The organism is Aquabacterium sp. T101, from assembly GCF_057219775.1.
On record NZ_JBXVVZ010000001.1, the window covers coordinates 1,148,104 to 1,160,453 of the forward strand.

A 12,350-nucleotide genomic window follows, 5' to 3' on the forward strand; every position below is an offset into this window, starting at 1 on the left:
TTCAGACGTACGCGGGGACCATGCAGGTCTTGTGGTCGATGTGGTGCACGAACTCGTCGCGGAAGTGCTTGAGCATGCCCTGCACGGGCATGGCGGCCGCATCGCCGAGCGCGCAGATGGTGCGGCCCTTGATGTTGTCGGCCACCGAATCGAGCAGCGCCAGGTCCTCGGCACGGCCTTCGCCGTGCTCGATGCGGTTGACCATGCGCCACAGCCAGCCCGTGCCCTCGCGGCACGGCGTGCACTGGCCGCAGCTTTCGTGCTGGTAGAAGTAGGACAGGCGCAGCAGGCTCTTGACCATGCAGCGCCGCTCGTCCATCACGATCACTGCGCCGGAGCCGAGCATCGAGCCGGCCTTGGCGATGGCGTCGTAGTCCATCGTGATGTCCATCATCACGCCGGCCGGCAGCACCGGGGCGGAGGACCCACCGGGGATCACCGCCTTGAGCTTGCGCCCGCCGCTGACGCCGCCCGCCAGCTCGAGCAGCTTGGCGAAAGGCGTGCCGAGCGGGATCTCGTAGTTGCCGGGACGCTCCACGTCGCCGACGACCGAGAAGATCTTGGTGCCACCGTTGTTGGGCTTGCCCACCTCGAGGTAGGCCTGGCCACCGTTGACGATGATCCAGGGCACCGCGGCGAAGGTCTCGGTGTTGTTGATCGTGGTCGGCTTGCCGTACAGGCCGAAGCTGGCCGGGAACGGCGGCTTGAAGCGCGGCTGGCCCTTCTTTCCCTCGAGCGACTCGAGGAGCGCCGTCTCCTCGCCGCAGATGTAGGCGCCGAAGCCGTGGTGGGCGTGCAGCTGGAAGCTGAAGTCGCTGCCCAGGATGCGGTCGCCCAGCAGGCCGGCCGCACGGGCCTCTTCCAGCGCCTGCTCGAAGCGCTGGTAGACCTCGAAGATCTCGCCGTGGATGTAGTTGTAGCCGGTGCGCACGCCCATCGAGTAGGCGGCGATGGCCATGCCCTCGATGACGGCATGCGGGTTGAAGGCCAGCAGGTCGCGGTCCTTGCAAGTGCCGGGCTCGCCCTCGTCCGAGTTGCACACCAGGTACTTGGCGCCGGGGAAAGCGCGCGGCATGAAGCTCCACTTCAGGCCGGTCGGGAAGCCCGCGCCGCCACGGCCGCGCAGCGCGCTCGCCTTGAGTTCGGCCACGACCTGGTCGGGCGTCATGCCCTCGCCGCCGTCCTTGCCGAGGATCTTGCGCAGCGCGCGGTAGCCGCCGCGCGCCTCGTAGTCCTTGAGGTGCCAGTTGCTGCCGTCCAGGCCGGCGTAGATCTGCGCGCCGATGTGCCGGCCGTGGAAGCAGGTCTCGCGGCCGGTGGCCTTGAAGCGGGAGAGATCCGGCGTCGTCGTCACTTGGAATGCGCCTTCAGGGTGTCCACCAGATCGTCGAGACGCTCCTCGTTCATGAAGCTGAGCATCTCGCGGTCGTTGACCAGCATCACCGGCGCGTCAGCGCAGGCGCCGAGGCACTCGCTCGGTTGCACCGTGAACACGCCATCGGCCGTGGTGCCGTAGGGCTCGACGCCGAGCTTGCGGCACAGGTGCTTGAGCGCGCCTTCGCCGTTGCGCAGCGCGCACGGCAGGTTGGTGCAGACGTTGAGCTTGTACTGCCCCGTCGGCTGCTGGTTGTACATGTTGTAGAAGGTGGTCACCTCGTGCACCGCGATCGGCGGCATGCCGAGATGCGCCGCGACGGCGGCTTCCGCCTCCTGCGACACCCAGCCTTCCTCGTGCTGCACGATGGCCAGGCAGGCCATCACGGCGGACTGCTTCTGGTCGGGCGGGTACTTGGCCACCTCGCGGTCGAAGCGCTCGCGGGTGCTGTCCTTCAGGGTGTAGCTCATCGGTCGACCTCGCCGAACACGATGTCCATCGTGCCGATGATCGCCACGGCGTCGGCGATCATGTGGCCGCGGCTCATCTCGTCGAGCGCCGCCAGGTGGGCGAAGCCAGGCGCGCGGATCTTCAGCCGGTAGGGCTTGTTGGCGCCGTCGCTGACCAGGTAGATGCCGAACTCGCCCTTGGGGTGCTCGACCGCGGCGTAGGCCTCGCCCTCGGGCACGTGGAAGCCCTCGGTGAACAGCTTGAAGTGGTGGATCAGCTCTTCCATGCTGGACTTCATCTCCAGCCGGGACGGCGGCGCCACCTTGTGGTTGTCGGTGATCACCGGGCCGGGGTTGGCACGCAGCCAGTCCACGCACTGACGGACGATCCGGTTGGCCTGGCGCATCTCCTCGATGCGCACGAGGTAGCGGTCGTAGGTGTCGCCGTTGACGCCCACCGGGACGTCGAAGTCCATCCGGTCGTACACGTCGTAGGGCTGCTTCTTGCGCAGGTCCCAGGCGATGCCCGAGCCGCGCAGCATGGCGCCGGTGAAGCCGAGGTTGAGCGCCCGCTCGGGCGTCACCACGCCGATGCCCACGGTGCGCTGCTTCCAGATGCGGTTGTCGGTGAGCAGGGTCTCGTACTCGTCGACGTAGGCCGGGAAGCGCTTGCAGAAGTCGTCGATGAAGTCCAGCAGCGAGCCCTGGCGGTTCTCGTTGAGCGCCTTCACCGCCTTGTCGTTGCGGATGCGGCTGGCGCGGTACTGCGGCATGGTATCGGGGAGGTCGCGGTAGACGCCGCCCGGGCGGAAATAGGCCGCGTGCATGCGCGCACCCGACACCGCCTCGTACATGTCGAAGATGTCCTCGCGCTCGCGGAAGCAGTAGATGAAGATGTTCATCGCACCGCAGTCCAGGCCGTGGCAGCCGAGCCAGAGCGTGTGGTTCAGGATCCGAGTCAGCTCGGCGAACATCACGCGGATGTACTGCGCGCGCTCGGGCACCTGGATGCCCAGCAGGCGCTCGATCGCCAGGCAGTAGGCGTGCTCGTTGGACATCATCGACACGTAGTCGAGACGGTCCATGTAGGGCAGGCTCTGGATGTAGGTCTTGCTCTCGGCCAGCTTCTCGGTGGCACGGTGCAGCAGGCCGATGTGCGGGTCGGCGCGCTGGATCACCTCGCCGTCGAGCTCGAGCACCAGGCGCAGCACGCCGTGCGCGGCGGGGTGCTGCGGACCGAAGTTCAGCGTGTAGTTCTTGATCTCGGCCATGGTTCAGTGACGACCGCCGTAGTTGTCCTCGCGCACGATGCGCGGCGTGATCTCGCGCGGCTCGATCGTCACCGGCTGGTAGATCACGCGCTTCTGCTCGGCGTCGTAGCGCATCTCCACGTGGCCCGTGGTCGGGAAGTCCTTGCGCATCGGGTGGCCGATGAAGCCGTAGTCGGTGAGGATGCGCCGCAGGTCGGCATGCCCCTCGAACAGGATGCCGTACAGGTCGAAGGCTTCGCGCTCGAACCAGTTGGCACTGCTCCAGATGTCGGTCACGGTGGCCACCAGCGGCAGGTCGTCGTCGGGGCAGGTTACCTTCAGACGCAGCCGCCAGTTCTTGACCACGCTCAAGAGGTGCGAGACCACCACGTAGCGCGGGCCGTCGTGACCGTCGTTGCGCCAGGCGCTGAGGTCCATGCCGCACAGGTCGATCAGCTGCTCGAAGGCGAGCGTCGGGTCGTCGCGCAGCTGCAGCGCCACCGCGTGGTAGTCGGCGGCGGCGACGTGCACCGTCACCTCGCCGCGATCGCGCACGAGCTGGAGGATCTTCGGGCCGAGCGCCGCCTGCAGCGCCGCGCAAAGCGAGTCGAGTTTGGCGCTCATCGGGCGATGGTGTTTTCGCGGCGGATCTTGGACTGGAGCTGCAGCACGCCGTAGAGCAGCGCCTCTGCCGTGGGGGGGCAGCCGGGCACGTAGACGTCCACCGGCACGATGCGGTCGCAACCGCGCACGACCGAGTAGCTGTAGTGGTAGTAGCCGCCGCCGTTGGCGCACGAGCCCATGCTGATCACCCAGCGCGGTTCGGCCATCTGGTCGTACACCTTGCGCAGCGCCGGGGCCATCTTGTTGCACAGCGTGCCGGCGACGATCATCAGGTCGCTCTGGCGCGGGCTGGGCCGGAACAGCATGCCGAAGCGGTCGATGTCGTAGCGCGCGGCGCCCGCGTGCATCATCTCGACCGCGCAGCAGGCCAGGCCGAAGGTCATCGGCCACAGCGACCCGGTCTTGGACCAGTTCATCACGGCGTCGACCGAGGTCGTGACGACGCCTTCCTTCAGGATGCCTTCAATGCCCATCGCGTTGCGCCTTCACTCCCAGTCGAGAGCGCCCTTCTTCCACTCGTAGACGAAACCGACCACGAGGATGCCCAGGAAGACCATCATGGCCCAGAAACCTGACGCGCCGATGTCATGCAGCGCCACGGCCCAGGGGAAAAGGAAAGCGATCTCGAGGTCGAACAGGATGAACAGGATGGCCACGAGGTAGTAGCGCACGTCGAACTTCATGCGCGCGTCCTCGAAGGCCTCGAAGCCGCACTCGTAGGGGCTGTTCTTCTCGGCGTCGGGGCGGTTGGGGCCCATCACGAAGCCGATCACCTGGGGCGCGACGCCGACCGCGATGCCGACGAGGATGAACAGGATGACAGGCAGGTACTGTTGCAGGTCCATGTCGTCTCGTTCGCAGCGCGTTCGGCAAATGGGGCCCGGGCGGCCCCGTGAGGGGAATGTCTGGTGCCGACGGCGAGACTCGAACTCGCACAGCTTTCGCCACTACCCCCTCAAGATAGCGTGTCTACCAATTTCACCACGTCGGCGGCCTGCTACTGCAGTGTCCGGATGGCGTGAGGATGGCTCTCCGGACAGCCAGAGATTCTAAGCCTATTCCTCAGGGTTTCTGAGGTGATGCCGGTGCGGCGGCCGATGCCGCAGCCGGTGCCGCAGGTGCCACGGGCGCCGTGGGGATCTGGGCCACCGGCGCAGCCGCGCTCGCACCCGACGCAGCCGGCGCCGCAGCGCCCGCGCGCTCGAACACGCTCGTGCCTTCGGGACGCTTGGCCAGGTTGGCGGTGCCGAAGTAGGCCAGCACCAGCGTGCACGCGAAGAACACGGTGGCGCAGACGGCCGTGGAGCGCGACAGGAAGTTGGCACTGCCGGTGGCGCCGAACAGGCTGCCGGACGCGCCGCTGCCGAACGAGGCGCCCATGTCGGCGCCCTTGCCGTGCTGGACCAGCACGAGGCCGATCATCGCGATCGCACTGATGAGCTGGGCGCCCAGCACGAGGTTCATCCAGATCTGCATGGGAGTGTGAGGTGTCGAAGGGTTCAGGAACCGGCGCGGCAGATGGCGACGAAGTCGGCTGCCTTCAGCGAGGCGCCACCGACCAGGCCGCCGTCGATGTCGGGCTGGGCAAAGAGGATCGATGCGTTGTCGGGCTTGACGCTGCCGCCATACAGCAGGGTCATCGCGTCGGCACGCGGCGTGGCCGCGCGCAGCTGGGCGCGCAGCAGGTGATGCACGGCCTGGGCCTGCTCAGGGGACGCGGTGCGACCGGTGCCGATCGCCCACACGGGCTCGTAGGCAACGACCATCTCGCCCGCGCAGTGCGCCAGGGCATGGATCACCACGGAGAGCTGCCGCTTGACCACGGTCTCGGTCTCGCCGGCCTCGCGCTGCGCCAGCGTCTCGCCGACGCAGACGATCGGCGTGACGCCGCGGGCCAGCGCCGCCTTGGCCTTGTCGGCCACCAGCGCGTCGGTCTCGCCGTGGTACTGACGCCGCTCGCTGTGGCCCACCAGCACGTAGCGGCAGCCGAACTCGTGCAGCATGCCGGCCGACACCTCGCCGGTGTAGGCGCCCTGCTCATGCGCCGAGCAGTCCTGCGCGCCCCAGCGGATGTCGGAGGCTGCCAGCGCGACCGCCGTCTCGGACAGATAAGGGAACGGCACGCACACGGCCACGTCGGCCGCATACGGACGCGCCGCGACGATGCCCGCCAGCAACTCGGCATTGGCCGAATGGCTGCCGTGCATCTTCCAGTTGCCGACGATCAGTTTCTTGCGCATGGCTGGGGTCTCACCAGGTGAGGACGATCTTGCCCACGTGCGTGCTGGACTCCATCAGCGCGTGGGCCTGCGCTGCCTGGTCGGCCGGAAAGACCTGGTGCACCACCGGCCTGACCCGGCCCGATTCGATCAGCGGCCAGACCTGCAGGAGCAGGGCCCGGGCCAGCTCGCCCTTGTAGGCGACGCTGCGCGCGCGCAGCGTGGACCCCGTGATCGCGAGCCGCTTGCGCAGCACCGCACCGGTGTCGAGCTCGCTGCGCGTGCCGCCCTGCACCGCGATGATGGCCAGGCGCCCGTCGTCGGCGAGGCACTTCACCTCGCGGGCCACGTACTCGCCCGCCACCATGTCCAGGATCACGTCGACGCCGCGCTTGTCGGTCAGGCGCGCCACCTCGGCCACGAAGTCCTGGGTACGGTAGTTGATGGCATGGTCGGCGCCCAGCGCCAGGCAGGCCGCGCACTTGTCGTCGCTGCCGGCCGTGACCACCACCGTCGCGCCCATCGCCTTGGCGAGCTGGATCGCGGTGACGCCGATGCCGCTGGAGCCGCCTTGCACCAGCAGCCATTCGCCGGCCGACAGGTGCGCGATCTCGAACACGTTCTGCCAGACGGTGAACATCGTCTCCGGCAGGCTGGCCGCCTCGACGTCGCTCAGTCCGCGGGGCGACGGCAGCGTCTGTGCAATCGGCGCCACGCACAGCTGTGCGTAGCCGCCACCGGCCACCAGGGCGCACACGCGGTCGCCCAGCCTCAGGCCGGCCTGCTGCAGCTCGGCGGCGTCGCCGCCGGCCACCGTGCCGGCCACTTCCAGGCCCGGCAGGTCGGACGCCCCCGGCGGCGGGGCATAGAAGCCCTTGCGCTGGACCACGTCCGGCCGGTTCACGCCCGACGCGGCGACGCGGATCAGCAGCTCGCCCGGCCCGGGCACGGGGTCCGGCCGGGTCGTTTCGTGCAGCACCTCGGGGCCGCCGAAGCTGCTGATCTCGATCGCCTTCATGCGACGGGCCTGCCCTCGATCAGGAGTCCTGGCGGTCGCCCGACGGTGCGTCGGACGGCGCGTCGCCGCCCTCGGCACGAGGCTCGCCACCCCGATCGCCACGGTCACCGCGGTCGCCGCGGTCACCCCGGTCGCCGCGGTCGCGGCGCGGGCCACGGTCACGGCGGTCGTCTCGGTCGCGGCGCGGACGCTCCTCCTCGACATAGCCCTCGGGCTTGTCGAGTAGCGCCTTGAGCGACAGCTTGATGCGGCCCTTCTCGTCGGTCTCGAGCACCTTCACCTTGACGACCTGGCCTTCCTTGAGGAAGTCCTCGACCTTCTCGACGCGCTGGTGCGCGATCTGGCTGATGTGCAGCAGGCCGTCCTTGCCGGGCAGGATCTGCACCAGGGCGCCGAAGTCCAGGATCTTGGTGATCGGGCCTTCGTAGATCTCGCCCGGGATCGCCTCGGCGGTGATGTCCTCGATGCGCTTGCGGGCGAATGCGGCCTTGTCGGAATCGGTCGACGCGATGGTGATCGTGCCGTCCTCGCCGATGTCGATCGTGCAGCCGGTCTCCTCGGTCAGCGCGCGGATCACGGCGCCGCCCTTGCCGATCACGTCGCGGATCTTCTCCGGGTTGATCTTCATGGTGTACAGGCGCGGCGCGAACTGGCTCACCTCCTGCTTGGCGCCGCCGACGGCTTCCTGCATCTTGCCCAGGATGTGCATGCGCGCTTCCTTGGCCTGGTCCAGGGCGACCTTCATGATCTCCTTGGTGATGCCCTGGATCTTGATGTCCATCTGCAGGGCCGTCACGCCACCGACCGTGCCGGCGACCTTGAAGTCCATGTCGCCCAGGTGGTCCTCGTCGCCGAGGATGTCGGTCAGCACGGCGAAGCGGTTGCCGTCCTTGATCAGGCCCATCGCGATGCCGGCCACGTGGGCCTTCATCGGCACGCCGGCGTCCATCAGCGCGAGGCAGCCGCCGCACACCGAGGCCATCGACGACGAGCCGTTGCTCTCGGTGATCTCCGAGACCACGCGGATCGAGTACGGGAAGTCTTCCTTGCTCGGCAGCATCGCGACGAGCGCGCGCTTGGCCAGGCGGCCGTGGCCGATCTCGCGGCGCTTGGGCGAGCCCACGCGGCCGGTCTCGCCGGTGGCGAACGGGGGCATGTTGTAGTGGAGCATGAAGCGCTCCTCGAACTCGCCGGCCAGCGCGTCGATGCGCTGCGCGTCGCGGTCGGTGCCCAGCGTGGCCACCACGACCGCCTGCGTCTCGCCGCGCGTGAACAGCGCCGAGCCGTGGGTGCGCGGCAGCACGCCGGTGCGGATCTCGATCGGGCGCACGGTGCGGGTGTCGCGACCGTCGATGCGCGGCTCGCCGGCCAGGATCTGGCCACGCACGATCTTGGCTTCCATGTCGAACAGCAGGCCCTCGACCTTGACGCTGTCGAACTCGACGCCCTCGGCCTTCAGGGCCGCCATCGTCTCGGCGTAGGCGGCGCGGCAGGCCTGGGTGCGGGCCTGCTTGCTGCGGATCTGGTAGGCGGCCTGCAGCTTGGCTTCGGCCAGCGCGGTCACCTTGGCGATGAAGGCCTCGTCGCGCGCGGGCGCGGCCCACTGCCACTCGGGCTTGCCGGCGTCGCGCACCAGCTCGTTGATGGCGGCGATCGCCACCTTGCCCTGGTCATGGCCGTAGACCACCGCGCCGAGCATCACTTCCTCGGTCAGCTGGTTGGCCTCGGACTCGACCATCAGCACGGCGGCCTCGGTGCCGGCCACGACGAGGTCGAGCTGGCTGTCGGCCAGCTGCGTCTTGCCCGGGTTCAGCACGTACTCGCCGTTGACGTAGCCCACGCGCGCGGCGCCGATCGGGCCGTTGAACGGGATGCCGGAGATCGACAGCGCGGCGGACGTGCCGATCAGCGCGGCGATGTCGGCCTGCACCTCGGGGTTCAGGCTCAGCACGTGCACGACGACCTGCACTTCATTGAAGAAGCCGTCCGGGAAGAGCGGGCGGATCGGGCGGTCGATCAGGCGGCTGGTCAGCGTCTCGAGCTCGCTCGGGCGGCCTTCGCGCTTGAAGAAGCTGCCGGGGATCTTGCCGGCGGCGTAGGTCTTCTCGATGTAGTCGACGGTGAGCGGGAAGAAGTCCTGGCCCGACTTGGCCTCGGTGCGCGCCACGACGGTGGCCAGCACGACCGTGCCCTCGATGTCGACGACGACGGCACCGGTGGACTGGCGGGCGATCTCGCCCGTCTCCATCGTCACCTTGTGGGGGCCCCACTGGAAGGTCTTGGTGACCTTGTTGAACATGCTCATGGTGTCTCCTTCGGAGGAATGGAGGAGAGACAGCGAGCCGTCGGCGGGATGCCATTCCAGAGCGGCTCGGGGCGGGAGCGGCGTTGGAATGACATGAGCAGCGCGTCGGGCAGCCGGTTCTCCAGGAACAGGGCGGGGGCGTCGAGCGCCCCCGCGTCCTGCTTACTTGCGCAGACCCAGCTTCTGGATCAGCGCGGTGTAGCGGTCGGCGTCCTTGTCCTTCAGGTAGGACAGCAGGCGCTTGCGCTGGTTGACCAGCTTCAGCAGGCCACGCCGACCATGGTGGTCCTTGGCGTGCGTCTTGAAGTGGGGGGTGAGTTCGTTGATGCGGGCGGTCAGCAGGGCGACCTGGACTTCCGGGCTGCCGGTGTCGGCGGCGCCGCGGGCATTGGCCTTGACGATCTCGGCCTTCTGGGTGGTGTTGAGCGACATGAACGCGAGTTTCCTGTGTGCGTGGAAACCGCGCGGGGACCCGCCTTGCACGGGGCGACGCCGCATCGGTTTCCGGTTCTACTTGCGGTCACGGGTGAAACCGACCCGTGCCGTGCCATGACGCCCCTGGGTGGAGCGAAGCGCGGATTATATGCGCAGTGCCCCGGCCAGCCGGGCCAGCCCGTCGTCGAGCCGCTGCGGGTCGCGTGACGCAAAGCACCAACGCAGCCAGCCCTCGGCAGCCGCCCCGAAGGCCGCGCCCGGCGCCAGGCCGAGCCCGTGCTGCGCCACCAGGCGCTTGGCGCAGGCCAGGGAGTCGTCGCTCAGTCCGGGCACGCGGAAGAAGGCGTACATGCCGCCCATCGGCCGGGCCAGTTCCACGCCCGGCAGGCGCTGCAGCCCGTCGACGAGGCGGTCGCGGCAGGCCTGCATGCGGCGGGTCAGGTCGGGCACGGTGCGATCGGCCTGCGCCAGCGCGGCCAAGCCGGCCCGCTGCACGAACACCGGCGCGCAGGAGCTGTTGAACTCGATCAGCTTGCCGATCGCGTCGAGCGCAGTCGCCGGCAGCACCAGCCAGCCCAGGCGCCAGCCGGTCATCAGGAAGGACTTGGAGAAGCTGTGCACCACGATGACCCGGTCCTCGGGATCGGCCAGGTCCAGGAACGACGGCGCAGCCGGCCCGTCGCCGAACCACAGGCGCTCGTAGACCTCGTCGGCGACGATCCAGGTGCCGGTGCGGCGGCAGTGCTCGAGCAGCGCGCGCTGCTCGTCACGGCCGAGCGTCCAGCCCGTCGGATTGTTGGGCGCGTTGACCAGCAGCATCCGAGTGGCGGGCGTGACGGCGGCCAGCAGCCGGTCCAGGTCCAGCGTCCAGGCGCCCTGCTTCGGCACCAGGGGCACCTCGGCGACCCGTGCGCCCAGGATCGCCGGCTGGGCCGTGAGGTTCGGCCACACCGGCACCACGGCCACCACCTCGTCGCCCGGGTCCAGCAGCAGCTGCGACGCCAGCATCAGCGCCGACACGCCGGACGACGTGATCGCCACGCGGCCCGCAGACACGGGGCCGTGCAGGCGGCTGGTGTAGGCCGCGACGGCGTCACGCAGTTCGGCCAGGCCCAGGTTGTGGGCGTAGAACGTCTCGCCGCGCGCCAGCGACTCGGCGGCGGCCTGCCGCACCGGCTCGGGCGTCACCTCGTCGCTCTCCCCGAACCAGAACGGCAGGACGTCGCTGCGGCCGATGCCGGCGTTGGCCACCTCGCGGATGCGCGAGGCGGCGAGGGTCTCGATGGCGTGGCGCATGGCGTTCAGGACCCCCTCTGCATGCGGCAGCTGGTGGCCTGCTCGACCTCGGCGGCCGAGAAGCGCCGCACGGTCCTGAAGCCGTAGCCCGAGCCTTCGACATCGTGCTTCACGCCCGGGGCGCCGGCCCGGTCCATCACGCTGACCAGCAGCGGCTGCTGCAGCTGATGATCGGCAGCGCGCATCGTGGCCGAATGCACGCCGCCCAGATGGCGGGCGTCGAAGCGCGCGCCCGACAGGGCACGGGCCACCGCCGCCGGCTCGGCGCTGCCGGCGCGCTCGACGGCCTCAGCCAGCATCTCGATCATGGCCTGCATGCGGAAGTGGACGTAGTCGTCGCGCGGGTCGGGAAAGCGCTCGCGGAACGCGGCATACAGCGCGTCCGACCCGGCGCCGCCGGCGTTCGGGTGCCACTCCGCGACGGCGTAGACGGTGCCGACGCCGGCCTCGCCGATGGCCGCCGGCGCGCCCAGCGCGTTGCCGTAGAACGTGTAGAACCGCACCGCGGCGCCGACCTCGCGCACCGCCTTGACCAGCAGCATCAGGTCGTTGCCCCAGTTGCCGGTGACCACGGCCTGCGCGCCGCTGGCCTGGATCTTGGCGGCGTAGGGCAGGAAGTCCTTCACCCGGCCCATCGGATGCAGTTCGTCGCCGACGATGTCGATGTCCGGGCGGCGCTGCGCGATCAGGCTGCGCGCCTGGCGCTGCACATGCTGGCCGAAGCTGTAGTCCTGGCCGATCAGGTAGACCTTGCGCAGGGCCCGGTCGCCCCGCATCACCTCCACCAGCGCCGCCAGCCGCATGTCCGCATGCGCGTCGAAGCGAAAGTGCCAGGGGCTGCAGCGCTCGTTGGTGAGGATCGGATCGACCGCCGAGTAATTGAGCAGCACGACGCGCCGCTGCGGATCGCGCTCGTTGTGGCGCTCGATCGCCTCGATCAGCGCCGCCGCCGTGGCCGAGCTGTTGCCCTGGGCGACGAAGCCGATGCCCTGGTCGACGGCCGCGCGCAGCAGCGCGATGGCCTTCTCCGACTGGCCTTCGCTGTCGAACCGCACCAGCTCCAGCAGGCGCTGGCGGCCGCCTTCGCGCACGCCACCGCGGCGGTTGACGCGCTCCACCGCCCACAGCAGGTTGCGGAAGACCGCCTCGCCCGCGTTGGCGAACGGCCCCGACAGGCCCTCGATCAGCGCCAGCTTCAAGGGGGCCGCACGCTCGGCTTGCGCCGGTCCCGTCGCGGCAGCGGCCGCAGCGGCCAGCACCAGGGCGCGGCGGCTGAAGGTGGGAGATTGATCCATGTCAGAAGCCTGGCTTGAAAAGAAAAATGCCGCTCCTAGATTCAGCGGCATGAGGGCCGGTTTCCATCGGCAAGGCAGTGCCGG

Annotated in this window: 13 protein-coding genes and 1 tRNA gene; all 14 read right to left on the reverse strand. The window is 69.3% G+C overall.

The genetic code is table 11. The features are described 5' to 3' along the window. Position 1 precedes the first annotated feature (1 nt). The 14 genes from nuoF to AC2EAQ_RS05435 all read right to left on the reverse strand — a co-directional run bounded on the left by nuoF (position 2) and on the right by AC2EAQ_RS05435 (position 12,266). Positions 2–1,354, reverse strand: a complete 1,353-nt coding sequence (gene nuoF / locus AC2EAQ_RS05370) for an NADH-quinone oxidoreductase subunit NuoF (RefSeq protein ID WP_484640771.1) — start codon at positions 1,352–1,354, stop codon at positions 2–4. Next, on the reverse strand, positions 1,351–1,845 hold the full coding sequence (locus AC2EAQ_RS05375) for an NADH-quinone oxidoreductase subunit NuoE family protein (protein ID WP_484640772.1): 495 nt from the start codon (positions 1,843–1,845) through the stop codon (positions 1,351–1,353). The genes nuoF and AC2EAQ_RS05375 overlap by 4 nt, the downstream gene beginning before the upstream one ends. Next, positions 1,842–3,095 (reverse strand): NADH-quinone oxidoreductase subunit D, encoded by a 1,254-nt coding sequence (locus AC2EAQ_RS05380; RefSeq protein WP_484640773.1) that lies wholly within the window; start codon positions 3,093–3,095, stop codon positions 1,842–1,844. Before AC2EAQ_RS05380 ends, AC2EAQ_RS05375 begins: the two co-directional genes overlap by 4 nt. A gap of 3 nt (positions 3,096–3,098) precedes the next feature. Beyond that, positions 3,099–3,698 carry an NADH-quinone oxidoreductase subunit C gene (locus AC2EAQ_RS05385; protein ID WP_484640774.1) on the reverse strand — a complete coding sequence of 200 codons (600 nt, stop codon included), beginning with the start codon at positions 3,696–3,698 and terminating at the stop codon, positions 3,099–3,101. Beyond that, positions 3,695–4,171 carry a NuoB/complex I 20 kDa subunit family protein gene (locus AC2EAQ_RS05390; protein WP_484640775.1) on the reverse strand — a complete coding sequence of 159 codons (477 nt, stop codon included), beginning with the start codon at positions 4,169–4,171 and terminating at the stop codon, positions 3,695–3,697. Before AC2EAQ_RS05390 ends, AC2EAQ_RS05385 begins: the two co-directional genes overlap by 4 nt. Before the next feature lie 12 nt (positions 4,172–4,183). After that, complete coding sequence (locus AC2EAQ_RS05395) at positions 4,184–4,543, reverse strand: NADH-quinone oxidoreductase subunit A (protein WP_484640776.1); 360 nt, start codon at positions 4,541–4,543, stop codon at positions 4,184–4,186. A gap of 61 nt (positions 4,544–4,604) precedes the next feature. Further along, positions 4,605–4,689: transfer RNA gene (locus AC2EAQ_RS05400), tRNA-Leu, on the reverse strand. 71 nt (positions 4,690–4,760) lie between these two features. Further along, positions 4,761–5,174: a preprotein translocase subunit SecG gene (secG, locus tag AC2EAQ_RS05405; RefSeq protein WP_484640777.1), complete on the reverse strand. Its 414-nt coding sequence runs from the start codon at positions 5,172–5,174 to the stop codon at positions 4,761–4,763. A 23-nt stretch (positions 5,175–5,197) separates the two neighbouring features. Further along, the gene (tpiA, locus tag AC2EAQ_RS05410) at positions 5,198–5,938 is read right to left on the reverse strand and encodes a triose-phosphate isomerase (protein ID WP_484640778.1); all 741 of its coding nucleotides are present in this window, start codon (positions 5,936–5,938) and stop codon (positions 5,198–5,200) included. A 10-nt stretch (positions 5,939–5,948) separates the two neighbouring features. Further along, positions 5,949–6,935, reverse strand: coding sequence for an NAD(P)H-quinone oxidoreductase (locus AC2EAQ_RS05415; protein ID WP_484640779.1), 987 nt, complete (start codon positions 6,933–6,935; stop codon positions 5,949–5,951). A 19-nt stretch (positions 6,936–6,954) separates the two neighbouring features. Next, positions 6,955–9,240 (reverse strand): polyribonucleotide nucleotidyltransferase, encoded by a 2,286-nt coding sequence (gene pnp / locus AC2EAQ_RS05420; protein WP_484640780.1) that lies wholly within the window; start codon positions 9,238–9,240, stop codon positions 6,955–6,957. A 162-nt stretch (positions 9,241–9,402) separates the two neighbouring features. Beyond that, on the reverse strand, positions 9,403–9,672 hold the full coding sequence (rpsO, locus tag AC2EAQ_RS05425) for a 30S ribosomal protein S15 (RefSeq protein WP_484640781.1): 270 nt from the start codon (positions 9,670–9,672) through the stop codon (positions 9,403–9,405). Positions 9,673–9,819: 147 nt separating this feature from the next. Next, on the reverse strand, positions 9,820–10,971 hold the full coding sequence (locus AC2EAQ_RS05430; RefSeq protein ID WP_484640782.1) for a pyridoxal phosphate-dependent aminotransferase: 1,152 nt from the start codon (positions 10,969–10,971) through the stop codon (positions 9,820–9,822). Between the two features lie 5 nt (positions 10,972–10,976). Continuing rightward, complete coding sequence (locus AC2EAQ_RS05435) at positions 10,977–12,266, reverse strand: branched-chain amino acid ABC transporter substrate-binding protein (RefSeq protein ID WP_484640783.1); 1,290 nt, start codon at positions 12,264–12,266, stop codon at positions 10,977–10,979. Positions 12,267–12,350 lie beyond the last annotated feature (84 nt).

Excerpts from the sequence above, each read along its gene's own strand:
- AC2EAQ_RS05435 (WP_484640783.1), bottom strand. The coding sequence starts at position 12,266 with ATGGATCAATCTCCCACCTTCAGCCGCCGCGCCCTGGTGCTGGCCGCT.
- tpiA (WP_484640778.1), bottom strand. The coding sequence starts at position 5,938 with ATGCGCAAGAAACTGATCGTCGGCAACTGGAAGATGCACGGCAGCCAT.
- AC2EAQ_RS05390 (WP_484640775.1), bottom strand. The coding sequence starts at position 4,171 with ATGGGCATTGAAGGCATCCTGAAGGAAGGCGTCGTCACGACCTCGGTC.
- secG (WP_484640777.1), bottom strand. The coding sequence starts at position 5,174 with ATGCAGATCTGGATGAACCTCGTGCTGGGCGCCCAGCTCATCAGTGCG.
- AC2EAQ_RS05380 (WP_484640773.1), bottom strand. The coding sequence starts at position 3,095 with ATGGCCGAGATCAAGAACTACACGCTGAACTTCGGTCCGCAGCACCCC.
- AC2EAQ_RS05385 (WP_484640774.1), bottom strand. The coding sequence starts at position 3,698 with ATGAGCGCCAAACTCGACTCGCTTTGCGCGGCGCTGCAGGCGGCGCTC.
- AC2EAQ_RS05375 (WP_484640772.1), bottom strand. The coding sequence starts at position 1,845 with ATGAGCTACACCCTGAAGGACAGCACCCGCGAGCGCTTCGACCGCGAG.
- AC2EAQ_RS05395 (WP_484640776.1), bottom strand. The coding sequence starts at position 4,543 with ATGGACCTGCAACAGTACCTGCCTGTCATCCTGTTCATCCTCGTCGGC.
- pnp (WP_484640780.1), bottom strand. The coding sequence starts at position 9,240 with ATGAGCATGTTCAACAAGGTCACCAAGACCTTCCAGTGGGGCCCCCAC.
- AC2EAQ_RS05415 (WP_484640779.1), bottom strand. The coding sequence starts at position 6,935 with ATGAAGGCGATCGAGATCAGCAGCTTCGGCGGCCCCGAGGTGCTGCAC.
- AC2EAQ_RS05430 (WP_484640782.1), bottom strand. The coding sequence starts at position 10,971 with ATGCGCCACGCCATCGAGACCCTCGCCGCCTCGCGCATCCGCGAGGTG.
- rpsO (WP_484640781.1), bottom strand. The coding sequence starts at position 9,672 with ATGTCGCTCAACACCACCCAGAAGGCCGAGATCGTCAAGGCCAATGCC.